This is a genomic window from Undibacterium paludis (assembly GCF_022568815.1).
Taxonomy (GTDB): Bacteria; Pseudomonadota; Gammaproteobacteria; order Burkholderiales; family Burkholderiaceae_D; genus Undibacterium.
Map to the genome: position 1 here is coordinate 623,902 of NZ_JAKZHX010000001.1, position 26,313 is coordinate 650,214.

Annotated in this window: 17 protein-coding genes and 1 pseudogene; 14 read left to right on the forward strand and 4 right to left on the reverse strand. The window is 48.0% G+C overall.

Translation table 11 applies throughout. The features are described 5' to 3' along the window. Positions 1 to 153 precede the first annotated feature (153 nt). From LZ463_RS02805 to LZ463_RS02850, 10 genes are all read left to right on the forward strand, one after another. Positions 154 to 1,197 (forward strand): fatty acid desaturase, encoded by a 1,044-nt coding sequence (locus LZ463_RS02805; RefSeq protein WP_241453633.1) that lies wholly within the window; start codon positions 154 to 156, stop codon positions 1,195 to 1,197. A 347-nt stretch (positions 1,198 to 1,544) separates the two neighbouring features. Continuing rightward, positions 1,545 to 1,814: a helix-turn-helix domain-containing protein gene (locus LZ463_RS02810; protein WP_241453635.1), complete on the forward strand. Its 270-nt coding sequence runs from the start codon at positions 1,545 to 1,547 to the stop codon at positions 1,812 to 1,814. A 12-nt stretch (positions 1,815 to 1,826) separates the two neighbouring features. Next, complete coding sequence (locus tag LZ463_RS02815; RefSeq protein ID WP_241453636.1) at positions 1,827 to 2,213, forward strand: lecithin retinol acyltransferase family protein; 387 nt, start codon at positions 1,827 to 1,829, stop codon at positions 2,211 to 2,213. A 107-nt stretch (positions 2,214 to 2,320) separates the two neighbouring features. Further along, positions 2,321 to 3,037: a phospholipase D family protein gene (locus LZ463_RS02820; RefSeq protein ID WP_241453637.1), complete on the forward strand. Its 717-nt coding sequence runs from the start codon at positions 2,321 to 2,323 to the stop codon at positions 3,035 to 3,037. Between the two features lie 92 nt (positions 3,038 to 3,129). Then, a complete protein-coding gene (locus tag LZ463_RS02825; RefSeq protein WP_241453639.1) occupies positions 3,130 to 3,507 on the forward strand; it encodes a hypothetical protein in 378 nt (125 codons plus the stop codon). A gap of 240 nt (positions 3,508 to 3,747) precedes the next feature. After that, entirely contained in the window at positions 3,748 to 4,137 is a 390-nt protein-coding gene (locus LZ463_RS02830; RefSeq protein WP_241453640.1) for a hypothetical protein, read from the forward strand. 1,605 nt (positions 4,138 to 5,742) lie between these two features. Then, positions 5,743 to 7,716, forward strand: a complete 1,974-nt coding sequence (locus LZ463_RS29190; RefSeq protein WP_241453642.1) for an ATP-dependent nuclease — start codon at positions 5,743 to 5,745, stop codon at positions 7,714 to 7,716. A gap of 2 nt (positions 7,717 to 7,718) precedes the next feature. Continuing rightward, positions 7,719 to 9,623: a UvrD-helicase domain-containing protein gene (locus LZ463_RS02840; RefSeq protein WP_241453645.1), complete on the forward strand. Its 1,905-nt coding sequence runs from the start codon at positions 7,719 to 7,721 to the stop codon at positions 9,621 to 9,623. A gap of 729 nt (positions 9,624 to 10,352) precedes the next feature. After that, positions 10,353 to 11,465 carry a radical SAM protein gene (locus LZ463_RS02845; RefSeq protein ID WP_241453646.1) on the forward strand — a complete coding sequence of 371 codons (1,113 nt, stop codon included), beginning with the start codon at positions 10,353 to 10,355 and terminating at the stop codon, positions 11,463 to 11,465. Beyond that, positions 11,462 to 12,667, forward strand: a complete 1,206-nt coding sequence (locus LZ463_RS02850; protein ID WP_241453648.1) for a hypothetical protein — start codon at positions 11,462 to 11,464, stop codon at positions 12,665 to 12,667. Before LZ463_RS02845 ends, LZ463_RS02850 begins: the two co-directional genes overlap by 4 nt. Before the next feature lie 1,225 nt (positions 12,668 to 13,892). Here LZ463_RS02850 and LZ463_RS02855 read toward each other — a convergent pair. After that, complete coding sequence (locus tag LZ463_RS02855) at positions 13,893 to 15,365, reverse strand: hypothetical protein (RefSeq protein WP_241453650.1); 1,473 nt, start codon at positions 15,363 to 15,365, stop codon at positions 13,893 to 13,895. Between the two features lie 345 nt (positions 15,366 to 15,710). After that, positions 15,711 to 16,883, reverse strand: a complete 1,173-nt coding sequence (locus LZ463_RS02860; protein ID WP_241453652.1) for a hypothetical protein — start codon at positions 16,881 to 16,883, stop codon at positions 15,711 to 15,713. A 570-nt stretch (positions 16,884 to 17,453) separates the two neighbouring features. Here LZ463_RS02860 and LZ463_RS02865 point away from each other — a divergent pair. Next, positions 17,454 to 18,752: pseudogene (locus tag LZ463_RS02865) on the forward strand (YifB family Mg chelatase-like AAA ATPase); the annotation flags it as partial. A gap of 100 nt (positions 18,753 to 18,852) precedes the next feature. On the opposite strand, the gene LZ463_RS02870 reads toward LZ463_RS02865, so the two are convergent. Then, positions 18,853 to 19,530 (reverse strand): hypothetical protein, encoded by a 678-nt coding sequence (locus tag LZ463_RS02870; RefSeq protein ID WP_241453654.1) that lies wholly within the window; start codon positions 19,528 to 19,530, stop codon positions 18,853 to 18,855. 368 nt (positions 19,531 to 19,898) lie between these two features. Between LZ463_RS02870 and LZ463_RS02875 the strand changes: the two genes are divergently transcribed. The 3 genes from LZ463_RS02875 to LZ463_RS02885 all read left to right on the forward strand — a co-directional run bounded on the left by LZ463_RS02875 (position 19,899) and on the right by LZ463_RS02885 (position 23,778). Continuing rightward, the gene (locus tag LZ463_RS02875; protein WP_241453656.1) at positions 19,899 to 20,630 is read left to right on the forward strand and encodes a DUF2076 family protein; all 732 of its coding nucleotides are present in this window, start codon (positions 19,899 to 19,901) and stop codon (positions 20,628 to 20,630) included. Positions 20,631 to 20,870: 240 nt separating this feature from the next. Further along, a complete protein-coding gene (locus LZ463_RS02880) occupies positions 20,871 to 22,556 on the forward strand; it encodes a DUF1800 domain-containing protein (RefSeq protein ID WP_241453661.1) in 1,686 nt (561 codons plus the stop codon). A 19-nt stretch (positions 22,557 to 22,575) separates the two neighbouring features. Continuing rightward, positions 22,576 to 23,778 carry a DUF1501 domain-containing protein gene (locus tag LZ463_RS02885; protein ID WP_241453663.1) on the forward strand — a complete coding sequence of 401 codons (1,203 nt, stop codon included), beginning with the start codon at positions 22,576 to 22,578 and terminating at the stop codon, positions 23,776 to 23,778. Here the strand turns inward: LZ463_RS02885 and LZ463_RS02890 are convergent. Next, entirely contained in the window at positions 23,750 to 25,969 is a 2,220-nt protein-coding gene (locus tag LZ463_RS02890) for an ATP-binding protein (RefSeq protein WP_241453665.1), read from the reverse strand. The genes LZ463_RS02885 and LZ463_RS02890 overlap by 29 nt on opposite strands. Positions 25,970 to 26,313 lie beyond the last annotated feature (344 nt).

Here is a 26,313-nt window from a genome sequence, read left to right on the forward strand (position 1 = left end):
CCAGACTTCTACCTCCTGGCTGATACCTTACTACCACACCTTCTATGCGTTGCTTTCATGACGCTATGTCGATACCCCAATCTGCATTTGAATTCAATTTATGTCAAGCCTAATCTTTCCTCACCAACTTTCCATCACCGCCTGGAGGTAATCATGAAGAAGGATTCAAGCAAGTCTCACAAGTGCAAAAAACACCCTTTCGCGTCCCACCTCGTAGCGTATATTCGTCAGTTGCATGTAACTGATAATTATCACGGCTTCCTTGAATTGCTCAATCACTGGTTCTTCATCACCAGCGCGATCTTCTTGTCTTCGATGGCCTGGAAGTATTTTTCTACTCCCGGTGCTGCGCTGACCTATCTCCTGGTGTTGGTCCATATCGGCGGCCGCCAGAGGAGCCTGGCCGATGTTTTGCACCAAGCCTCACATTTGACGCTGGCAAAAAATAGGATGCTCAATAATGTGCTGGGAACCATCTTCTCTGGCTATTTCGTTTTCCAAAGCCTCACAGGCTATCGTGCAACTCACGGCAAAGGTCATCACGGGCACTTTGGTGACCCTGAAAACGATCCTGACTTTAAGCATCTCACCGAGGTCGGATTGTGCGGCGTAAATCGTACACCCGTGGCAGTCATTAAATTCGTCATAGGTCTGTTCTCGATCAGTTCTATTTATAAATACCTGGTCTACCTTACAAAAAATCGCATTTTCCCGATGGAAGAAAGTCGTGCGGAACGCACCGGCCGTTTGCTGTTCTACACTTCCATCACCGTTGCCTTGATCTACTACGACCTGATGTTCATCTTCTTTTTCTACTGGATCATACCCTTGATCACTACGCAGGCCTGGATTGGCGCCAGTGCTGAATTGTCAGAACACTTCCCGATGATCGACTGCGAAGACCGCATTGACATCATCACGACACGAAACAGGCACTGCGGGAACATCACAAACTTCATTCTGGGCTTGCGAAAGGCTGAGGGCTTACACCTGGTGCATCACTTGTTCCCTGGCCTGCCGGCATGGCATGCTGTCAAAGCACATGAGGTACTGATGGCCGATCCGAGCTACCGTTCCGTGAATCTGGCGATCGGACACGGATGGAAGCAAATTTTCCTGGAAATCATTTCGGCGCAGACCAACCTCAGTGAAATATATGCAAATTCCCAGATAAGCGACGTCGATACAATGAAGTAAGTGACCATAATTCAAGTGTCGGAATTCCACCTATTTATAAATGACGTAATTTGAAGCCTCATATGCTGCGCCCCTTGTGATCTCTGCAGAAATCACAAGGGGCGCAGTAGTTTTTATGGATCACCAGAAACAGTTATGTCAAATCATGTATTAAATCCACCTCAAAAGACGCTAAATGAAGTTCTGATGGGCATACATCGGCAATAATCTAGGTACGCAATGTGGCAAAAAAGATACTAAATTATGTTCCAGAGCGGTATTTTGGAAATTCTACTTGAAGAAGCGACAATTCCAAGAGAAACTAAGCGAAAGCATAATCATATAACTTACTCTCAAGCATAGTTGTCATGGCCCCAGAAGATATTATTGCCATTCGAAAATCGATCGGTCTCACCCAGGCAGACTTCGCACGTCTATTTGACGCTCATGTGATGACTATCAGTAAGTGGGAGCGTGGTGTAGTCACACCGTCACCATACCAAATTGGATTGATGGAGCATTTCAGACAAAAAGTGAGCGCAGAACAAGCACGGGCTAGAACTGAAGTAAAGCAGTTGCTCATTAATGCAGGGGTCATTGCTGCATTAATTTGGCTGCTGTCTCAAACAAAAAAATGAAGGAGAATTAATTTGATGAATTTCACCAACCAATTCGCGGACCTGGCAATTATTGCCAGACAAAAACTGACTGGGTTGGGCGAGCACTGTGGCGTACAGCTGTCTGATGGGCATGTTCTGCATACCACGTCAACATCTGGTGTTCAGTTGGTCACATATGAGAAATTTGCAGCGGGGAAACCTGTGCGGCAAGTTCGCCCGATTCCGCTTGCTGAACAACCCAATGTGCAAAGACGTATGCTGGAAGAATTGGCCAGCCGAAAACCATACCATCCACTGGAAAATAATTGCGAGACACTTGCCAACCGGGTTGCTGGTTTCGAGCCTTCCAGCCCACAAGCGCAGTTTTGGGTTGTAACGGCTCTCTTGGCAGGTTTTCTTTTCTTGGCAAACCGCTAGACGTTACATATCACTGGCTTTACGCCGAGGCAGGCTCAAAACATCATTGAGCAGATCTATCTATGGCGACTGAATAAACTCAGCAAGGATAATTAAAGGAATTGCTAATGGCAAAGTTTCTCAATACGAGTGCGACCAACTATTTTCTGGAAGAAATGATCAAAGAGGCGCAAGAACGCCTGATTCTTATTAGTCCATTTTTGAAGCTGAATGATCGCATGAGAGAACTGCTCGAAGATAAGAATCGTCTAAAAATTGATGTCCGCATTATTTACGGTAAGAGCGAGCTGCCGCGCAAAGAGCTGGAATGGCTAAATAGCCTCACTTATATCCGCACCAGTTTCTGCAAAAATCTTCATGCCAAGTGTTACATGAACGAAGAACTCTGCATCGTCACAAGTATGAACCTCTATGAGTTCAGTCAAGTCAACAACAACGAAATGGGAGTTTTATTCAGCCGGTCAGAAGATACCCAGCTCTACAAAGATGCCTACGAAGAAGCCCAGCGAATCATTCGTATCAGCGACGAAGTCAGTTGCGCGCAAGAGCAGGTTTCAATTGAACCCGAAGACACCAGTAACTCATCTCCAGGCAAGGCAGATACTCCAGACAGTCTTGGGAAGCTCACTTCATCAAAATTCGGACAGAAGCTTGGAATCAAAGTGCATGTGCTCCTGGAGCGTGCAATTGTTTCTGGTCATCTTGTACTTACTGATGACAAACATGTTCTTACCCAAAAGGGAACAGATGCCGGTATAGAATTTGTAGCCAAGTCTCGATTTGGCCCGTATTTTCTGTGGCCGGAGGGCTTTCAACTGCCCTAATTTTACCCGACACTACGAGGAGCTGAAATTGACTCCCGTTTATCAAGGAAAATAGTTTAAAGACAAAATTTAAGCAACATAATAGGGAAAAAATGTCTGACTTTCGACGCGGAGCCTTGAACGATGCTTGTGTTGCACTTGCGAAAAGTGTTTACCCAGGCTCGATGGAACTTTCTCCCGATGTAATAGAAACGCTGGCGTATAAGTACGAAACCATCGCCATTCAGTATCTTGATTACATCGTTATGCAAGGTAGGGATCCGAATATCTTAACCAGAGCTGTCACTTACCTTTGCGACGCACATGGAATTCCACCAATGGGAACCGAGATGTCTTGGTTTGAGAATACGTTCCAATGCGTGATCGAATTGGCAGTTCCTAACAGCCTATACGGCGGTGATGCATTGAATTTTCTCAATGATGTGCGTGATGGCATTGTCGAAGTTATCGAAGCGTCAGACTCTGATTGAGAAAATCGGCGCCAGCATCAAAACCTAGCTGGAAGCCAGAAAAAAGAGTAACGAAATCATATCAATATTTTGTAGACATCGATTTAATTTATCTGCGCAGCTAAACTAGCGAAAATAGCTAAAGAAAGCTGAATCAAAGGTGATCTCTACGATAATTCTTTAAAAGTATCTTTGAACATAAACTGCGGAACCTGAGAGAATATGTCAACAGCTTGTCTCATTTTTATTTAGGTTGTGAAAATGAATAATCAAGAACCAAAGACTACCGAGTCGGAAATCAGTAAATTCGGTGAGGTACCTGCTGATTTTCCGATGACAGCACTACTAGGAGCAATTTCTGGAGCCCAAGCCAAGCAGTTATTGACAGAATACGAAGGTAAATTCTATTCGCCAGGTACTTCGCCTCCGGAACGCTTCCAGCGATGGGATATATGTGAAGATTTAGCCAGGCAGTTTAGCGAAAAATCTCTGGAGTCCAAGGCCGGCAAGCGAGCGCACATGTCTGAAACCGAGATTCTTCAGCAATACTATGCACGGCTTTTAAAAACCGGCTGGGTATCCGATGCCGAGGGTGTTTGGGTCATCCATAGAGTTTCTGCCATACTTTCCTGGCCTAAACTGGCACTTTGAAACCGACGACAGGTTCAGGTTGCCACAAAAAATAATTGATCATTTTTGATCAAAGGGCGTTCCTAACTATGTAGCCGAAAGCGATCCCACTCCCGCTCCTTCAATGAGGAACCTAAGCCGGCGATGCCATCTTGGCAATAGAGTCAAAAGCCACCTTAAGGTGGCTTTTGACTTTAAGGACTAGTTGTATTTCCTTGCAATGTTATCTGTACTTTGGACTCACGGAGCGAGCCTATACTGATCGCCGTATAGCTGTGCCGATAAACATAAGTTGCGACTTTAAAGTCAATTTAAAACCGGAATTGGTAAAAATCACAAAATTCCAAAGAAAAGCGGCATGCTCGCATTCAAACAGGAAGTGATTAGGCAAGCTGAGCTAAAGGGTATGCACTAGGTATTTTTCTCGATCAACATAGTGCTTGCGTAGAATTCGATTTTACTTCGATATTCTGCTTGAGGCATTCTTGGCAATATGCTACTTTAATGAAGCCGCATTCTCGGTCAAATATGATGGAGCATCCAAATGATAACAAAAGCTATTCTGATTAGTGCTGCACTATTTTTTGCTTCTTCCGGAATGGTTCTCGCGGACACTCGGTGTACTAGAGACGCTTACGGCAACACAACATGTAGGGACTCTTATGGCAACACCGTAAGGGGCACTACCGATGCATATGGCAATTCAACTTATCGGGACAACTACGGCAACACCGTCCGTGGTACCACAGACACTTACGGTAATTCCACATACCGCGATAATTACGGAAATACTGTTCGCGGCACTACAGATGCCTACGGAAACTCCACCTATCGAGACAATTACGGAAATGTGACGCGAAGCACTACTGACGCGTATGGCAATACAACTTACCGTGACAACTATGGAAACACCACTAGGTCAAGTACGGATGCATACGGTAACTCAACTTACCGTAACAATACGTATAACCAACCCAGCAATCTGTACAACCAAAACAAGGTCTGCACGAAAGACTATTACGGCAATGTCACTTGTCGTTAAGATTAAATTTGAGATGTCAGATTACTCGCAAACTTTAGTTACTTGGTTTTGAAATCAGGCAGAACTCATGTTTGCCATCACAGCACTGTTGTTTTCAATGGTGCGATCACATAGAGCATGAGGTTAGTACAGCTCAACGCGATAGCAGTGCTCAAAGATCCCCTTGAGCCCGGGTTGCAGATAGTATTCCTAGTTTGAAGTTTTGAAGGTCGTCACCTTTACATTTGCGCCGAATGCCAAGCAGAAATGTCGGGCTGGACAAACTAACCTTTAAGACCTGGCGAATGCCTCAAATGCCAAGGCTGTTTGCTTGGCTAAAAAAAGTCAGGCATGAAATTCGTGCTGACGCTATCAAGGTATTTGGAAAATAGAAGGGTGTAGAATTTTCCGCGATTGGATGATTTTTATTAACTTTGGTCGAGTCAAATTATCCGAAGGAGGTACTGCTTAAATTCGGGCAAATTTGAAGAGCACAAGGTTCTGCGCCTTAAAATATTTAATCTCTAGATCAAGTTTTTACAGTAATCAGAGAGTTGCAATTTAAACAATATAATCAATTAGAAAAATTGTCAGGGGACTAGCTAGTGCATATTGAGTCTATCAAGATTTCAGGCTTCCGATGTTTTGGTCCGATCCCAATAACAGTGCCGATTTCGCCGGAAGTCACTGCGATTGTTGGTCCAAATGCAGCAGGTAAAACAGCACTCCTGCACGCACTATCGAAAGTATTCGGCGTTTCACGTGCGCACCGTACCATCCTGCGTTCGGATTTTCATTTGGGAGCAAAAGACTCTCCTGACGATGGTAAAACCAAAGATCTGTTCATCGAAGTGCTGATAGGGTTACCCGAACTTACCGATGATACAGCAACACCTGAGACGATTGCCCCTAGTTTCCGGCATATGCTAATAGAACGAGAAGGGGAAGATCCAGTCTGTCGTGTGCGTCTCGAAGCCCGATGGGAAGACGACGGTACGATTGAGGGCGATGTTTCACAAGAACTCTTCTGGGTTGACACGCTTGATGACAATCCGGCGAAAGATAACTGTCAACCTGTTTCTGCGGCAGATCGTGGCCTGATCCAGCTGTACTACACACCAGCCAGTCGCGACGCGGCAGCTCAGGTTCGAGCAACCAGCGGCGCACTTGCTGCGCGGCTACTCCGTGCGATCGAATGGTCCTCTGAGACAGAAGACGCTGTTCAAGAGGCCAGCGAAAATCTCACCACCGCATTCGAGGGAGAATCAGCAATTGCCTCGATCGGTAGCGCCTTGCAAACACGCTGGTCGGCCCTCCACGACGACATGGTCGATACGAAACCTAGGCTTAGCCTGGTCAGTCGTCGGTTCGAGGAAGTCGTCAACAAGATTGCTGTCATCTTCGAGCAAGGACCAGACGGACAGGAGCGCAATATTGATGCTTTAAGTGATGGACAACAATCGCTTTTTTACTTCGCTTTGGCCGCAGCCGTTTTCGATCTCGAACGCGAGGTAGTAGAGGGCACAGTTAAAGGATTTCGTGACGACACCCTACATATCCCCGCACTCACACTTTTCGCTTTGGAAGAGCCGGAAAACCATCTTTCGCCTTATTTCCTTGCCCGCATCATCCATCAAGTTCGCTCACTGACCGACGAAGGTAGTGCTCAAGCCATCATCACCAGCCATTCGCCCGCAGTGCTGAGTCGCGTCGATCCAGAGGAAGTTCGCTACTGCAGATGTGATTCAAAAACACGTGTATCCTCCGTCAAGAAGATCAAGATTCCACCTAAGGCTGATGAGGCTGCCAAGTTCGTTCGCGGTGCTATGCTCGCCTACCCGGAACTCTACTTCGCCCGGTTCGTCTTGCTTGTAGAAGGCGATTCAGAACGGATCGTCTTACCTGCTTTGGCAGAGGCGCTTGGTCTGCTGATAGACCCTGCTTTCGTTGCAATCGTCCCTCTTGGCGGACGGCATGTACAGCATTTTTGGCGATTGTTGAAACAGTTAGGAATCCCACATGCAACCCTGTTAGACCTTGATCTGGGACGTGAAGGTGGTGGCTTCGGTAGAGTTAAAACGGCGATAGAAAAGCTCATCGAATTTGGAGCTCCCAAAAATCAGCTATTGGAAATCACAAATGGCATACTATCCGACCCAGATTTTGCAGCAATGCACACCTGGAAAGATCACACACATTTAGAAGGCTGGGTTAATAGCCTTAAGCCACACGGCGTCTATTTTTCGGCACCACTCGATCTTGATCTAGCTATGTTACGCGCCTTCCCAAGCGCGTACGCAGCCATAATCCCTAAGGGAGGTGGTCCAAGAATGGCTGTGGATAAGGCAGCGGAGGTAGTGCTCGGCACTGCGGGACCAGGGCTCACACTGTACACGGATACGCTCAAAGACTATCCCACACTTCTGCCAGCCTACCGCTATCATTTTCTCACCAACAGCAAGCCTGCAACACATCTGGCGGCCCTGGCACACATCAACAAAAAAGACTTAAAGGAAGGTATGCCTGCCTTACTAGCGGAGGTTCTCAAGCATATTGCTAAGACCTTGCGGAGAGATTAGATATGCCAGTGTCGTCGAGAAGGATCCGCTCAGAAGATTGGAAGCCCATTGGAGTAGATGAGCTAGAAAAGAATGCACTTATAGTCGTCCAGTCGGCAAAAAACCGATCAGTCATTGCTGGTCCTGGCGCTGGGAAGACGGAATTACTTGCCCAACGCGCCGCTTACCTCCTTCAAACTGGTAAAGCTCCAGCACCGCGGCGCATACTTGCAATCAGCTTCAAGCGCGACGCTGCTACAAACCTCACTGCACGCGTTCGCCAACGCTGCCATCGCAACCACGCCGATCGCTTTGACTCAATGACGTTCGATGCCTTTGCGAAGGGGTTGATTGACCGTTTCGGTCAGGCGCTACCCCAGCGCTGGAGACCCCGACCTAATTACGATATTATGTTCCCGGTTGAAAGGGATTATCGGGAATTCCTATCTCAGTTAGTTGGAACGCCACCAGCTACAGTCGGAACCTATGCCGATATCCAGGCGATATCGGTAAAAACCTTCGAACGCCGGTATTTAGTCGGATCGCCACTTCCGGTCGACGGTTTGCCGAATTCGACACCTGTCCAGTGGGCTGCAGATAGATTTTGGCAAATGTCACTCCATACAGGCAATAAAAGCGTCTTGTCATTTCCTATGATCGGGCGACTCGCCGAAATTCTGTTGCGAGTTAATCCAATCGTGCGTGATGCACTTCGGTTGACCTACTCACATGTGTTCATGGATGAATTCCAGGACACGACACAAATCCAGTATGATCTCGTTCGCACTATCTTCCTTGGCACCGACACTGTTATTACCGCGGTTGGGGACAACAAACAGCAGATTATGCGCTGGGCAATGGCAATGGACGATCCATTCACCGCCTTTGACGAAACCTTTGGAGCAACGCGAACGCCGCTTTCCAATAATTACCGCTCATCACCGGAACTGGTGCGTATCCAGCACATCTTGGCGCAGGCTTTGGACGCCCGAGCCGTTGCCCCTGTGTCAAAAACCGTTGGTACAATTACAGGGGATAGTTGCGCCATATGGGATTTTTCGACGCCAGAGATTGAGGCAAAGCGTCTCGCCGCTTTTATCGCAAGCGAGATGAAAGCACATACGCTCGCTCCGCGCGATTTTGTCTTACTGGTGCGGCAGAAGGCCAACGAATATGCCGCGATTCTTGGCCCAGCCTTTGCGACTGTGGGAATTCATTTGCGCAATGAAGCGGGCATGGTTGGATCAATCATGCTCCAAGACTTGCTTGTAGAAGCCGCGTCAGAATTGATCGTAGCAATTCTACGTCTTGCCATAACCACTAGAGCAGGACGACATTGGAGCAAGTGCCAAGTGGCGCTAGTCACTTTATGGGGAATAGCATATGACGATGAGGTTGCACAGGCCAATCTCGCCAGAGAATTAGATGCTTACGTACTCAAGTTCAAAGCGAATCATAACAATCCACCAAATTCAAAAGCGGAATCACGGCAGATAATAGACGACATTATAGGATTTATCGGTTGTGACAGATTGATCTCGACACATCCTGCTTACGGACAAGGGGAGTGGCTCGAAAAAGTCCTTGATTCAATAGCCGAGCATTTGTGGATGTCGGCAGTTGCTGGCACTAAATGGGTTCCAGCTCTCGATATTTACGAAGGTATTCACGCAGTTCCACTGATGACGATTCACAAAAGCAAGGGTCTCGAATACCATAGCGTCATATTTGTCGGACTAGACGATGGCGCATGGTGGAGTTTTTCCAACGATCAGATCGAGGCAACTGCGGGGTTTTTTGTGGCTTTCACGCGCGCAAAACAGCGCGTTGTTTTCACATATTGTGCGCAGCGCGGCGCGCGAACAAATATCGCCGTCCTTTATCAACTACTCATAAATGCTGGCGTCAAAATCGTCAACATTGCTTGAATTTGCAAGCACGCCACTGCTTAACCAACAATAATCGATTTACTTTATCTGTACAGCTAAACTAGCGAAAATAGCTAAAGAAAGTCGATTGACAACTATCTAGCCAGTATCGAAAAAACGATCACATTGATCAAGCATGCCTCTTCGTATCTTAGCCTCAACCTAGAAGCGTATTAAAAATCATGACCCGTTTGTTCGATTCACCCTACATGCATGGAAATTGTGTACCCTTGTTTGACGTAATACCTCCAACACAAAAGATAAAGATAATTTTTCTGCTCAACACTTAATTAAGTTAATTCAACAACAATTTGACAATTGTTTAATAATTTATTCGCATTTATGATTTAAATGCAAAAATTACAAGTTACCATCAAACCTATCTTGAATTGATGTTTCTCAAACTGACTATCTACCAAGCTCTTTAAGGGTCGGATATGACCCGAGTTTCATTAATGCGTTAGAGTGCCTGCGAACTGCGGCAAACTAATTCGAGGAAATCAGCGTGGGGTCAAGGCAGTATTGCATTGTCGTAGACTGAACTGTAGAACGAATTTTTATGGACTGACCGATCGTGATTCAAGGATTGACGCAACCTGGGTGACTGTAGTGAAATCGCGACCGAACTGATGCAGCACGAAGAATTTCTGCTCTCGCAATTGAGCACCGGGTTGAATGTTGCAAAACGCGATTCGATTGATCTGGTTAAATAAGATAGGGAAAATCTGTATGGCTACTAAATCTGATCATAAGAATTCACCACTTATATTTGAAATCGATGATGTCAACGGGGTCTACAGATTCCCTGTAATACAAGCGTTAAATTTCAGTTTTGAGCAAATACAGAAGTTTGATGACCAGGAAAGTCCCGTCCCCCTGTTTTTAGAACTCAATCTCGCGGCTCCATGCCAAATGGCATGTCAGTATTGCTTTACTGAGTCTGCAACTCTCTTAGATCGGAGGAAATTCAAACTGAGAGACGTAGATCTGTTCGCTCTTAGAGAGAAAAAAATAACACCATTATCAGTTTCCGAAATCTGCGATGCGATGGCGCAGTTTTCGAGTATGGGTGGATCGGTGATTTTCTTGTGCAGCGAGGGTGAAGTCTTGATTAGAAAAAAATCGTGTAGGCAACTGGCATTGAAAGCTAAGGAGCTAAATTTAGGACTGATTATTTATACGAATATGAAAGTGCTAGACGAAGAATATGCGACGGAACTTCATAATCTCGGAGTTAACTTAAGCTGCAAGTTGGAGAGCTTAAACCCTCAAATTAATGATCAATTAATTCCAGGAAAGACCATTAACCACTTTTACAATTATGTAAATTTTAGTGGAGTGGATATTCCAGAACAACTAAGTATGTTGTTGCAAGTATATGAAGATGACCTAAGTAAACTCGGGTTGAGTACGACCTTAACAAACCTGAACGCACCAGGAATACTCGAAGTAAGGAAATTTGCATTTGAACATGGTATGCAACATATGATCAAAGGTTTGCATTTCGACGGCTATGCAAACAAGAACGATATATTACTTAAGTTGGATCCGAACTCTTTAAAAAAAGTTGAAAGTGAGTTAGAAGAATTCGGTTCTCGTTACGGGTACTCATGTCCTAGACAAGACTGTGCTGGAGAGCATCAACATGCTTACGACATCAGAACGTGGCTAAATAATAGGAAAAGTCATAGTAGTGGCATGTTTGCGAAAGTTATTACTAATCAAGCCGGCGCGTTTGCAGAGTACAAAGGTAATTTTGTAAGCGTGCGAGATGACCAAGGCATAGTTAACCTCAGCAATATGTTTAAGAAATTGTCACAGCTTGGGGAACACGATATATGAAAACCCTCGAAACCAATAACTACTCCATACATAGTGAAGACATGGAGAGAACAATTGGAAGTATGTCCGAACTTGCTGACGGTAGACTCCCAACAATTTACCCGTATCAATTACAGGTAAATCTAACTGATCGTTGCAATCTCTTTTACCCAAATGGGCCCAAAGACTGTGTAGGTTGTTCGTTCCCAATCAAAAATGACATCTCAGTGCCAATTGATGGGTTAATAAAGAACATTTCTCAATTCGCATCTTTCCAAGGCCAATCGGTATTGATTACTGGTGGAGGAGAACCTGGCATGTATGCTAGCTGGAAGGACTTACTTCAAGAAGTTGCCAAGAGAGATCTAAGCTTAGATGTGAACACAAATGGACTAGTATCGATCGTATATGAAAAGTTAGTCCGAAATGATGCCCTGGGTGCCAGCCTATTACAAAAAATATATTCACGTCAAAGAAAAGTCTCGACAATGAGTTTTTCTGTTCATGAACAAGGTGCTTATACGGCAATTAAGCGAATGAACCAGATTAAACGAGAATTAGATTTGAACCTAAGACTGCGATCAACATTTTTGCTCCATGCAGATACTACTCAAGATGAAATAGATCGGTTCATAGAAAATAGCGCTAATAGTGGTAGTGATGTTATCCACTTCAAACCTTTTCATGTGTTCGATCCTAACAGTGAAAAACGGCGCTTCATCAAAAATATACCGGCCTATGAATATGTGAATGCTTTATGCAGTAATAGTCAAATCGAACTCCAAATTGGAGCGTTGAGATTAGATCGCATGCATACAGATTATTTATCGATTGAAGAAAAAATGATCTCAGATAGAAAATTAAATCAGTTTGAGGACTTAGCATTCGATCCCGTGTTCACTATATTTCTGGATACGAATTTGCGACCGGCTTTCAATTGCGATACAAAAGCAGTTGGAATTGGCGGAGTAAAGGAACGATTAATTGATAATCATCTTACTACGCCGAAGGATTACTTTCTTCAAGCGATTTTAGGCATTGTAACTGCAGACACAAACAATCATTTGGTTGGCGACAATTTTACAGAAATGAATCAATTAATCTTGTCAAATGCCAAGTTCAGTACATTGATTACGTTTCTAAAAAATCTTCGCACTCAATTTTTTGCCAAAAAAATGAGCGGGCAGGATATTAGTCGAATTCTTAGCGCCCATTTCGTCTGATTGTAAGTAATCGAGGAAAAGCAACAGGCGTTTGCAGAAACAGCTACTACGCTTCTCTAACACCAGCACGCTCACCCCATGCATAGTTAGGTAAGTCCAGTGTTCCATACTATTACTTACCTAGGTGAATTTGGTATCTCTAGCATCAGATTTGGCGCGCAAAGTGGCGCGAATTCATTTGCGCGCCACTTTGCAATGATTATCACAGTTTCGCCAATCAGCAGAGAAAGAAGATGAAACCGGCTTTCTCAGCTCATTTTCGTATTTGGGGGAAGTTGCAGAAGAGGACGTTCTAAATGCCCTGGAGACCATCGAAGCTCAAAACCTTTTCGTGGAAGCGCTTCGTGGCTAAACACGGCTGGCTCCGAGTTGAGTTATTGGACCAAGAGACCTATCCAGGAGCGGATCCCTTGTTTTGGTCTGCCATTGTCGGAATTTTAGGGACGGAATACCAAATTGCTGCAGAGGGGCCCTATGGGGGTATGTACCAGTCGCAACTAAAATCGGCGTATTTGAGCCGCCAGCATTTGTCAGAATAGACGATCATGTGAGATTGATGCGCCATGCTGACGATTCATGGACTTGCGAAGGGTGGGCCTACAGCATTGTTGGTCACTACATCGCGCAGTATGCAAGGATCGAGCTAGCTGAGCCATCAAGCTACAAGAAACGAATCAAAGCCTGCGTTGCAGAAACTCACGGCCTGTTAGCTTCCACGATGGTGAAATAGAGCTGAAGGTCACTGACGTCAGGACTGATGAGGCCCAATAGCGATTCGAGCTAGCTACAAACTAGCGCCTGACGAATCGCCTTATCACTTAGAGTACCGCTGGTACCAAAATCGTCTGTGGACCAACGTAAAATGTTACCGGGGCGAGGTGCATTTGGACAGAGGTACTAAAAAGCCCTTATTGTTCGCTAAATATGGCCAGATCCTAGATCTCAGAGGTGATTGGCGTTTGGAAAGCTCCGAGTTTGGATTCTTCATGCCTAATGTGGTCAATTCAAAGGATCAAATTGTTGATTTCTTGAATGATTGGGTTAAACATGAGCTGATCATCGATGGTTGCGGCATTCAAGCACGTCGAATGGTCTTACCGTCAAGTGTAATCAGCATCAAAACTTTCCCCCACCTACCCAAGATTTTAGCCAGGACGCCTGCAACTTAAGTAAGGACACAATAGAAAAAGCCACCTAGCAGGTAGCTTTTTTAATCGGTAGAAAATTAGTGCACCTGTTGACTGAATCGCGGGTGCGCCGGCCTTTCTATGGATCCGGTACAATAGTCGCTGCAGAAGTCTACTAGCCGTTCCACATGAGAAACCGCAAAATTGGGCAGGACGATATCATCAGTGCGTCCGTTGTCTCCGACAACGATACAAAGTGCCTGCTGTGCATCAAACTGGATCTCTGCCTTGTTGAGCTGAGTATAGTGGCTGCGTATCAATACTCCGGCGCCATTGAATTGTTCTGCGAATAGCATGGGATGGGAATAGCCTCTCCGCCGAATTGAAAATACCCAATCCCCAAGTTCCATATTCTCGTCAGTGGATATTCCTAAACGACTATTCGAGCCAGAAAGTTTGGTTTGGTCACTGGCATCAAGTTGCAATACTTGCGATAGCCTAGCAGCTGTTTCGACCGGGTTAGCCAACACGAAACTTGCAACACTGTCGTAGCCAGGATCAGGATAAACTTCCATTGCCGGTGCAACTGAACATGCATCCTCCAGCCAGTCATGTCGGTCAATCTGTTGGTCGGAATGAAAGTGAGCGTGGATGTATGGACAGCCACCGTCCAAGGTCTTGCCGCTGTACTGTACTGCACCGATTGCTTCGCCAGACCAAGAATCAAGTGTAGCCGCAAAGCTCCAAATCCCTTCTCCAGCCGTGCGATAGAATCGATACTTTAGCTTGTCTGTATCAGACCTGCTCTCCACCGTACTTAGCATAACAGGCAAAGTCCGGCATATTCCCTCGTCTTCCCCGGATACCAGATGTGCCCAATTCTTCGCTCCAAGGCTTGAGGCTAAGAGCTCTTGAACCTGGTGTTGCTTCAGATTAACGTCGAATAGTTCCTTCAGCCTATTTCGTAAGCCGCTGGCAAGGTTTGCGGCTGTTTTGATGAGCGTAATACCATTATTATCACTATCGCGATCTCTGGCACGGCCTGAAATCGATGACAGCCCTGGCAAGCTTGCCAACCGCTTGCATGCGCGATCGTCCGGCCCAAACGCTAGGATACCCTTGAGCGCTTTTTCCACTCGGTGTCTGTTGTGAGCAGAGTATGGCTCGAACGGAACTGGTTGGATCCTTAGCACCAAGGAGCCTTTGCACCGAAACTCAATTTCCATATTCTGAACCAACACTTCGTCAGGGAAAATACGAGCAGTATCCATCTCGCTCAGCGCACTAGATAGTGCATCCCGCTGTGACCTCGCCACCGACACCAGATCGTTCCGCTCGATAATAGAACCAGCAGCCGGGCCAAGCCAAATAAGGTGCCACGAATGCGGTTCACATCCCAAAAGCTGCTGAGCATAGTCGAAATCGCATTGCTCAAAGTCTGTCACAACATAATCAAGCACGTCATCGAAGTTCAGTTCGTACCCAAAAGCGTTGAGATGATCGGTTAGTCGCTGCGCAAACGTCGAATGCGAGTCAGTTGAAGCAAGGTAATGTATCAAAGAAGCAGTCATCAATATCTCCAAAATGGACAGCATGCATCGGTGTGCGCATTGCCGACATCGTGTCCTGGATTATCGATGTGGTAGGGAGTGATATGGTCCTGATTTACCGTAATGCCTGAACATTCGCGCACGGAAGGTATCGGACAACCCGAGAGGAATGCTAAACCAAAAAAATCAAAGGCGCAAGGGAGCTATAAAGATAGGACTGGTAAGGGGCACGCACTTCCCGCAGGGGGATGCTCCTCTTCTCGGGAGAAACTGAATGAGTTGCAGTCTCGAAACAATAACGAAAGTCGGCTGTTTATGCTGTGGAAAACGTGCCGCAACAATCGTGTACGAGGATAAGTTCCCCCATTATTTGGAGTCCATTTCAAAAAGCGTATTTATCGTTCTGAGCGAGTCATAAATTTTTTCGAAAAGACTATCGTAAATTACTTCGTGAGACGTATTCGATACGTCAACGGAAAGCCTTTCGTTTATTGACTTAGTTTTTGTCATTACTGTTTCTTGAGACTGCAAGTGACAAACATTTATTCTGTAGTCATAAAGCACAAAGAACGGCGACATTATCGTTCGCGCCGCAGATGTGTCTGATAAATTTTCAATGACTTTTTCCAGCAACTTCAGTCCGCGCGCGTTCTGAATAATGTTGATTTCACGGGAAATCAGAAAATCTTTTAGAAAATTTTCATTTAGTGATTCAATAAAAATTCGATTGAGTGATTCGACCACTGGCGCGACATGTCGATCCTCCCAAAAAATCGGCTTCTGCAATCCTGCAATAGTTAATCCAATTTCATTGGGCAACTTATAAAGACTGACTCCATAAAGGTCCTTTACTTTGTCGGAAATTTCCCCCCTTAGATTTAAGCATTTATTTTCGATGGCGCCCTCTGACCATTGATTTTCAATTTGCGCATCGAAAAAGTCAGAATGAATATCAAATGCAGAAGTGATGTTTTCCGAAAGCAAATACTGTTGCTCCTTAACTGGGAGTTTATCAATATCTCCAAGCCACATAATTACTTGCTTTTTAGCGTTGACGCCAAATGATATCTGCCATTCGTCGCCTTGTGAGATGCTGCCATAGGTTCCCGAAAATATATCGATTGTGTATTTTGGATTTTGAGTGTACTTGTTTAAAACTTCATTGTTGAAATATACGGGAGCGAGAAACCCATCATGACTGAATTCGCTGCCCAGCCCGGGTATAGAAAGATATTCAATGTTGGAGTATTCAAATTGTACGGAAGGGCAAAGGCTATCAAATCGCGCTTTTTGTATATGAGATGGCGGCGTAACGCCCTCAATAGAAGATAGTCTCTTCTTTTTGGCTATTTCAACAAGCTTTTGTAGCGCGACATCAGTAAATGGAGTTCTGTACAGTTTATTGTTGCGGTTATCACGTAAAAATGGCATCCCCTTCGTTTTGACAACAACTCCATTTAAGTTATCTTCCACCTCATCAAATGTTAATTCCAATTTTTGGCCATCGTCAGTTTTATAAGAGTCAATTCGTTCTATCATGCTTTGTAATCCGTTCAATAGGCTGTTGCAGAGGGGGCTTGCCGCTCAGTGACTTTGCATGGAGCTCGACACGATTACTTTACAGTCAATTCTCGCACCCAGCAAGAATTGGAGGCGGCAAAGGCTGCTGCCTACTCCTGCCGCATTGGGGTTCATGCTTTTAACTCGCAAAAGGCCATCGGCGGGCATCCAGAGGATGCGATTGAAGCGTAAGGGAAGCCGCTTTTATTTGAACACCAAGCGGCGGATAAACTACGCTGGAGAGCAGATAGATTATCTTGCCTGTGACAGCCTCCAGGCACACATTACTAAACTCTACAAGGATGCGGGCATCAAACAAGGCTCAAGCCACTGTGGTCGGCGCACCATTGCCTATAAATAACCGCTGACACATCACATCGCGCTGTTCGTCTAGGAATACCGGATCCGATTCAAGGACAATTCCGTAGCTAAATTTTCGTTCAAATGCGCAATAGATCGAGATTGGGTCAGTTGACAGCTATTCTTGTGTCAAAAACAATCATTTGCATTTATCAATGTTCTATTCGCAAATAGCAATGTTCGTCACACAAGGAATCAGGCCGTTTTGATTTGCCCATTGCCCTTGGCATACTGGCCGCCTCTGGCCAGATACCCGGCGACGCGCTGGAACAATATGAATTTGCCGGTGAACTGTCCCTGTCAGGTGAATTGCGCCCCATACGCGGTGCGCTGGCCATGACATTTGCCATCTGCAAGAGCCAGCAGCATACCCGGCAAGAACCTGCCTTCATCCTGCCGCGCGCCAATGCCGATGAAGCCGCCCTGGTCAGTGATGCAGCGATCTACCCTGCTGATTCCTTGCTGCAGGTATGCGCCCACTTCGCCGGATTTGACAAAGACCAGAAGCTGCCACGCCACCGCCCCAGCTCAAACCGGCAGCGTCCGGCTTATCCGGATTTTGCCGAAGTCAAGGGACAGCTACAGGCCAAGCGTGCACTGGAAGTTGCCGCAGCAGGATCACATTCCATCCTGATGATGGGCCCGCCCGGCACAGGAAAATCCATGCTGGCCGCCCGTTTCCCCGGCATCCTGCCCACCATGACAGACCAGGAAGCGCTGGAATCGGCCGCAGTACAGTCGCTGACTTCGGGTTTTTCAATTGAGAGATGGAAAGCGCGTCCATACAGAAGCCCTCATCACACTGCTTCGGCAGTCGCATTGGTAGGAGGTGGAGGAACACCAAGGCCAGGCGAGATATCGCTGGCGCATCGTGGTGTGCTGTTCCTCGACGAACTTCCTGAGTTTGACAGGAAGGTTCTGGAGGTTTTGCGTGAACCACTGGAATCGGGTCATATTACGATTTCTCGCGCCGCCCGACAAGCAGATTTCCCGGCACGTTTCCAGCTGGTCGCGGCAATGAATCCCTGTCCGTGTGGCTACTACGGCCACAGCAACGGTAAATGCCGCTGCACACCTGATCTTATTGCCCGCTATCAGGACAGGATATCCGGCCCCTTGCTTGACCGCATCGATATGCAGATACAAGTCGGCGCCCTGCCGCATGCTGATTTGCTCAGGCAGGCAGATGGCGAAGCCAGTGCGTATATCCATGCGCGAGTAGAGGATGCCTTTGCCTTGCAGCAGCAACGCCAGGGCAAGGCAAACAACCTGTTGTCAACGACAGAGATTGACGTCCATTGCAAACCTGATGACGCTGCGGGTCAGCTCTTGCGCAATGCCATGAACAAACTCAACTGGTCGGCCCGCGCCTACCACCGTGTATTGAAAGTCGCCCGCACCATTGCCGACCTGGCCGGTGCACAGCAGATTGCAACGGCCCATGTGGCAGAGGCAATTCAGTACAGGCGGGCGCTCAGGGACCAGTAAATTGCTCCAACAAGTATTCAACTGTTGGCGATTTCTAATGCGTTGACACACAGTTGGTAATCAAGATGTGGTGTAGTTTTTTTCGGATCAATCGGAATCCCTATTTGCTACCTGACAGTCCTTGGAACACTGATGCAAACTTGTTCACGACATAGGGTGCAAATAGCGTAAGGCCTCCAAACAGAAAATGAACCACTTGATCAGAACTGGGAGGCACTTTCCCCGTGTTGCCAAACGAAAACAATATAAATACACCAAAGCCTATAAACAGGAACAAAATTGCGATCATGCCCATCAATGCGACTACGCGACTGCTACTCGCCCGCATTTCTGGCACTAGAACCGGTTTTTCATCTTTGCCGTAAACTGGTTCACGTGTTTTTACACCTTGAGTATCAGTAATTTCCTTAAAAACTGGAAGATCAACCTCTTCAGAAAGCGCGTCCGCTAAAGACCAGCTTGTCGATTTCAAAGCTCCTCGAACAGCCAGGATAGCCATAAAAGACCCGATTAACACAACTGTTGGAATAAAGTAGAGAAAAAAATCATTTGGCCTACAACTGTTTGGTTGACACTCCTTCTGCGAATCAACATTAGACGCCGCTTCCGGTGTTTTTTCTTTCGGGGGCGGAGACTGCGGCACACTCGCAGACCCATCTGGTTTTAGCACTGATGCCGCTGCATTTTGTGGAGGAGGCGCTGGGGTCTCAGCATACACTGGAGCAAGCAAAGTCACTAGCATAGCCATGACCAGGTAGAGTTGGGTAATTAACCGCATGGTAACTCCTGATAAGCAAAGGGCATTTATCGTTCTCCTCTTCAACTGAAAGTTGTGAAGATGAGAGAAGGCATTGATATAAATAAGTTAATTTTGTATTTTTATTAATATAGCATTTAAGTAAAAAATGACAAGATTTTTTTATGCTTCTGAAATTCTATTGATGCTTAATTCGCTATATGTTAATGAGCAAAGAAAAAATGAAGCGATTGATGCTATGAGCCAATAGCAACGCTTCAACATTGCATTCCCGCAAAATACTGACTAGCCGCTCTACGTTCAGGGATCAGTAAGTTGATCATCGCTGGCATTGAAATCCCCATCATCATGACCAGATTAGGCTTAATACTGTCCATCAGGAGTTGATCATGTCGCCACAAGAAGTCCAGGTATTACAAAACTTTCTTGATCAGTTGTGCAAGGTGCAAGGCATCAGCAAGGATGTCCAGGCGCAACAGTTGATCAATGAGGCTGTGAGCAAGCAGCCTGATGCCAGCTACCTGCTAGTGCAGAGAGCCTTGTTGCTGGAACAGGCTCTGGCGAATGCCAATAATCAGATTGCCAGCTTGCAGGCGGATGTGCGCAACTTGCAGGCAAGCAAGGTAAATACTGCCGGGTCCGGCTTTCTTGATCCGGCCCATGGTGGCTGGGGCAACAGTGCCAGCAGCCGCCCGTTGACGGCAAGCGCAGTCAATACGGCCATGCCGCCACCTATCCCTGTGAATGCCACGAATAACTATGCCAGCATGGCGGCACCAATCGCTGCCCCTGCCTCCGGCTTTTTTGGTGGTGGCGCCGGCAGCGTGCTGGGCACGGTCGCGGCGACAGCAGCCGGTGTTGCTGCCGGGGCGTTTTTGTTCCAGGGCATAGGGCATTTGCTGGGGCAGCAATCTCATACGCAAATTGCAGACAACTCTGCTGCGCAATTAAACCAGGGTGGCGGTGATTTATTGCCTGGTTACTTTGACCAGGGCAACACCGCTGCGGCAAATATACCTGTGCCCATTGATACCACAAATACCGTAGATACCGCAGCTCTGGATACATCGTTTACCGATGATGACAGTGTTTACGATGGCGATGACATGGACCTGGCCTGAGCATCTTCCATGAATGAAAACTGATATGTTGTCGGACTGAAACCACGTCCCCCTGTGCGAGCTTGCTTTGCAGAATAGCAGGCTTGCCACTGTCAAAAATGCCTCCAGCACAGGCATGCTTGCCTTTTTCCGGTCTGTTACAGCGCGTTACGAATTTTTGGGTAAATATACATATACTTCGTATCACGATTTACCGGTTCGCACGTTAAGTGCAGATGTCAACGGAAAAGGCTGAGCGAAATGATGACCCGATTGAACTTGCAACATGCTCTGGCTGCCAGTTTGCTGGTTTTACTGACCGCCTGTAGCACCACATACCAGCAGCAGGCTGGCGACACCGGCAAACCCCCTGTAGGCAAAACGCTGACGCAGGCGGCAGTACCACCAGAGCAATTATTGAACCGCCTGAGCTGGGGCAGCAATCCCTCGACATTGCAGGCCATGCAGACCCTAGGCCCGGACCGTTACCTTGATCAGCAGTTGCGCGGGCGCAATGCCATCCTGCCAGCTGCGATACAGGCACAGATCGATGCGATGACTATTTCGCGCCAGCCCTTCATGGATACCATGCGTGATCTGGAGGCACGCCGGGTAGCGTCGGAACAGCAAAAAGGCACAGACGATACCCTGCGCAAGGAATACCAGCAGGAACTGACACGCCTGGCCAGGGAAGCAGCCAACCGTGCCCTGTTACGCGATATTTATTCGTCCAACCAGTTGCAGGAGCAGATGAGCTGGTTCTGGATGAATCATTTCAATATCCATAGCGGCAAGCACAATATCCGCGCCATGCTCGGTGATTTTGAAGAGCAGGCGATACGGCCAAATGCCCTTGGCAATTTCCGTGACTTGCTGCGCGCCACGGTCATGCATCCGGCCATGCTGCGTTACCTCGACAATGAATACAATGCCGTCAACCGCATCAATGAAAACTATGCGCGTGAACTGATGGAGTTGCACACCATGGGCGTCAATGGTGGCTACAGCCAGAAAGATGTGCAGGAACTGGCCAGGGTGCTCACTGGTGTCGGTGTCAGCCTAAACAAGGATGCACCACGCATGAAGCCTGAGCAGGAAAAACTGTATGTCAGGAAGGGAATGTTTGAATTTCAGCCGCAGCGCCATGATTTTGGTGACAAGCAGATACTCGGGCAAACCATCAAGGGCCGTGGTATTGCCGAGCTGGACGATGTCTTGCTGATGCTGTCCAGGCAACCGGCCACGGCGCGTTATGTGAGTCAGAAGCTTGCACAGTTTTTTGTAGCGGATAATCCCTCAAAAGACCTGGTAGAGAAGATGGCGCAACGTTTCCTGCAAACCGATGGCGATATCCCGGCGACCCTGCGCACCATGTTTGACAGTCAGGAATTCATCGCCTCGCTGGGCAAGAAATTCAAGGATCCCATGCACTACATGCTGGCCTCGGTACGCCTGGCGTATGACGGCAATACCATCGTCAATACCGGCCCCATGCTGAACTGGCTCAATATGATGGGCCAGCAACTGAACGGCAGGCAGACACCTGACGGTTATGCCCTTGATGAAAGCGCCTGGGCCAGTTCCGGCCAGATGACAGTGCGCTTTGATATTGCCAGGTCACTGGCGAATGGCAACCCTGGCCTGTTCAAAGTCGATACACCGGCAGTACCTGCCCAGGATAAGTCAGCACAACCTGCCATGCAGACGGGCATGCAGCCATCAATGATGCAGGCAATGCCGGCGCCTGCTTCCCCACCGGCGGCGCAATCATCGGTGACACAGCCACCTGCACCAAAACCGCCGCAACCGGCATTGGCAACATCGAACTATGTAAAAAACTGGAGCAAGCAATTCAGCCCGGCCACGCAGACTGCATTGAGTCAGGCAAGTACACCGCAGGAGTGGAATGCCCTTTTCCTCGCCTCGCCTGAAATGATGCGCCGCTAATTCTCACGGAGAACCCGACATGAACCGCCGCGACCTGTTAAAAGCACTATCCTTGATGTCGTCTACTGCCATGCTGGGTATCAGCAGTCAGGTGATGGCCGCCCCTGCCACACAAAACCGGCTGTTGCTGGTCTTTTTGCGTGGCGGCTATGATGCCAGTAACCTGCTGGTGCCGACATCAAGCAATTTTTATTATGAATCGCGCCCGAACATTGCGATTGCCAGGCCGGGATCAACTCCGGATGCTGCACTCGCCCTGAATGCAGACTGGGGCCTGCACCCTGCCTTGCGTGACACGATCTACCCGATGTTCCAGCAGGGTGAAGCAGCCTTTATCCCTTTTGCGGGCACCGATGACCTGACGCGCAGCCATTTTGAAACCCAAGACAGCATAGAAATGGGCCAGCCCTTAAATGGCAGCCGCAACTTCCATTCCGGCTTCATGAACCGTCTGGCCAAGGTGCTGGGCAACAATGGCCGGGTGACTGCGATGTCCTTCACCGACCAGTTGCCGCTGGCCATGCAGGGCAGCGCTCACATCGCCAATACGGCATTACGCAATGTCAGCAAGAACAACGTCGACCAGCGCCAGCGTGACCTGATCCTGCAGATGTATGCCAACACCAGTCTGTCACAATCCGTCAGGGACGGCTTTGCCATGCGCGATGAAGTCGCGCGCGAAATGCAGGAAGAAATGAACAGTGCCAACCGCAATGCGATTTCCACCAAGGGCTTTGAACTGGAAGCGCAAAGAATAGCCAGATTGATGCGCGAAAAATATGCGCTGGGCTTCATTGACGTCGGCGGCTGGGACACCCATGTCAACCAGGGCGGCTCCAGCGGTACCCTGGCGGTCAAGTTCGAAGAACTGGGTCGCGGCCTGGCGGCCTACCGCAAGGAGATGGGAGACAACTGGCGCAATACAACGGTGGTCGTCATCAGCGAATTTGGCCGCACCTTCCGCGAAAATGGCAAGCATGGTACTGACCATGGTCATGGCAGCGTGTACTGGGTATTGGGCGGTGGCATCAAGGGCGGACAGGTTGCCGGTGAGCAGATTGCGCTGGAAGCAGGCAAGCTGTTCCAGAACCGTGATTACCCTGTGCTCAATGAGTACCGCACTGTCCTTGGTGGCCTGTTTAGCCGTATCTATGGCTTGAATGCCAATCAGCTTGATCAGGTCTTTGCCGGTGTCAAGCCGCGTGATCTTGCTTTAGCGTAATCGCTTCAAATCCTGCCAGCTCATCTTTGTGCAGTGGCAGGTCTACATAGAAATGTGTCCCCGGCTGTGCCGGGTCCTCATTCATGTAGTAACCGATATCACCATGCATTTGCCGCATGATGGCCTGGGATATGGCCAGACCCAGGCCGGTGCCGCCCTTGGCGCGGGTATCAGAAGAATCGGCTTGCGAAAACTTCTGGAACAGACGCTCACGGAAGCTTTCCGGAATACCCGAACCGTGATCAATCACTTCAATACGGATCAGGTTGTCATGCGTTTGCAAGGTCAGCACCTGCACCGCCACGCCAGGCGGCGAGTATTTGCAGGCATTTGACAAGAGGTTGGCCATCACTTGCTGGAAGCGGCCAGCGTCTACCATGACCAGGGCGGACCCGGCATTGTTTTCTATACGGATTTCCGTTTCCATGCTGTGCGCAAAACTCTGGGTATTGGCAACCGCTGTTTGCAAGAGTGTCTGCAAATTCAGCAGCTCAAACGCAAAATCCATCTTTCCGGCTTCTATCTTCTGGATATCTAGCAGATCATTGATCAATCTGGTGAGGCTCTCACTGTTCTTGTGGGCCATGCCCAGCAAGGCGGAAATTTTTTCAGGGATGCCGCCCATGGCGCCACCGACCACCAGGCCGAGAGCCCCGCGTATGGCGGTCAATGGCGTACGCAATTCATGACTGACGGTGGAGATGAACTCGCTCTTCATCCTCTCCATCTTGCGACGCTCTGAAATATCCCTGACGATCACGATCAGTTTGCGCCGGCCCGCATGATAGTACTCACTGATGGCCAGTTCTGCCGGGAACAGGCTACCATCTTTGCGCATGCGTTCGGTTTCTGTACGCAGGCAGCCGGTTTCAAGAAATTCCTTACGGCTCATGGCCAGGCCCAGCAAATCCGGCTGGCCAGGTGGCGAGAAGAATTTGCCATTCTTGCCCACCACCTCATTGGCCGGATGGCCGTAAATCGCCACCGCCGCCGGGTTCAGTGCTTCTATCTTGCCAGTGTCATCAATCATGATGATGCCGTCCGCAGCATTCTGGAAGATCGCCTGCAGGCGATCCGACGAATCTTTCAGGGCCAGTTGCTGTTCGGTCAGGTTCTTCAGCAGATGCGCCTGGTTACGGTTGATGACCTCGGCCTGCTGCTTTAATTCCGTCGTCATGACCAGGTCCTGTTCGCGCCGCTCAAGCAGCGTGACCAGCACACTGAACGCCGCCACGATCGCCAGTACACCACCCATGGCAATCACCACCAGGCCAGTGCTGATCTTGCGCCAGTCGGCCAGGTATAAATCTTCGTCGACCGAGAAATTGATGATCAGCGGATATTTTTCCAGTGACTGCACGGCTGCCATGCGGGTGACCTGCTTGCCGCCGTCAGCCATACGCGAATTATTGGTAATGATGATACCAGCCTTCTTTTTTTGCTCATGCACTAGTTGATAGGTACTGCCGGTCAGGTTCTTCATGCCCATGACAGCACTGCTTTCGGGCCAGCGCGCCAGGTAGGTAAAGTCATTCCTCAGCAAACCGATGGAAGCATGGCCGTCAGCGCTGAGTTTTTCGTAAAACTGTGAATAAAAGGAAGGTGACATACCGAGTATCACGACACCGATGAATTCACCATCGCTGCCGGTCAGCCTGTGACTGAGAAAAAACATCCATTTACCGGTAGTCTTGCTGCGTACTGACGAACTGAGGTAAATACCCTGTACAGGATTGTCGCGCTGGACAATAAAATAATCGCGATCTGCCAGGCTATAGGTCGGCGCAGGAAAACTGCGTGAGGTATTGATGACATTGCCGTTCACATCGAGTACAGAAATCACTTCGACCGCTGGTGACAGTGCCGCTTTTTCACGCAGGAACTGGTGAAAATCATGGGTAGATAATTTGCCTGTCAGGTATTCGGCACTGACGCTCCAGCGGTCCTGTATGCGCTCAGAGATACTGTCTAGGGCTGTATAGGCAAAATCCATTTGCTGGCTGACGGTTTCTGCCAGCACGATACTGAAAGTCTCGGTCTGCTTTTCCCATTTGCCGGTTTCCTGCACACGCAGCATCCAGACCGCCGTTGCCGTACCGACGATAATGGCCAGCACCAGGCAAGCTGCCAGCGCAATGGCTAAACGACTGGTGGGCAATCCCGCTGGCTTCATTTCATGTGGTCCGGTCATGCAAAAAAGCTGATCTTGTCCTTGTGCTCAGGCCTTACACAGAATAGGAAGTGTGATGGCACCCGCATCTTGCCTGAATTGAATTATGTATTCAGAAGTGCAAGCACTTCCCGCTCCCATCATCATAAAGCAAAGCTGCATGGAAGACATATTCTATCCCAGCACGGGCGTGCAAAAGCAGCAATACCAGGTTTTCCCCCATTTAGTGAGAACGCGCCGCGTCTATGTTGCCCATATTGCCAGTCTCAGGTTTGCCCGACTATAAAACAATATAAAGAAAACATGTGAAATTGCCCAGCAGACAGAATCTTTGCAGACGATTTACCACGGTTTCACTGAAGAAA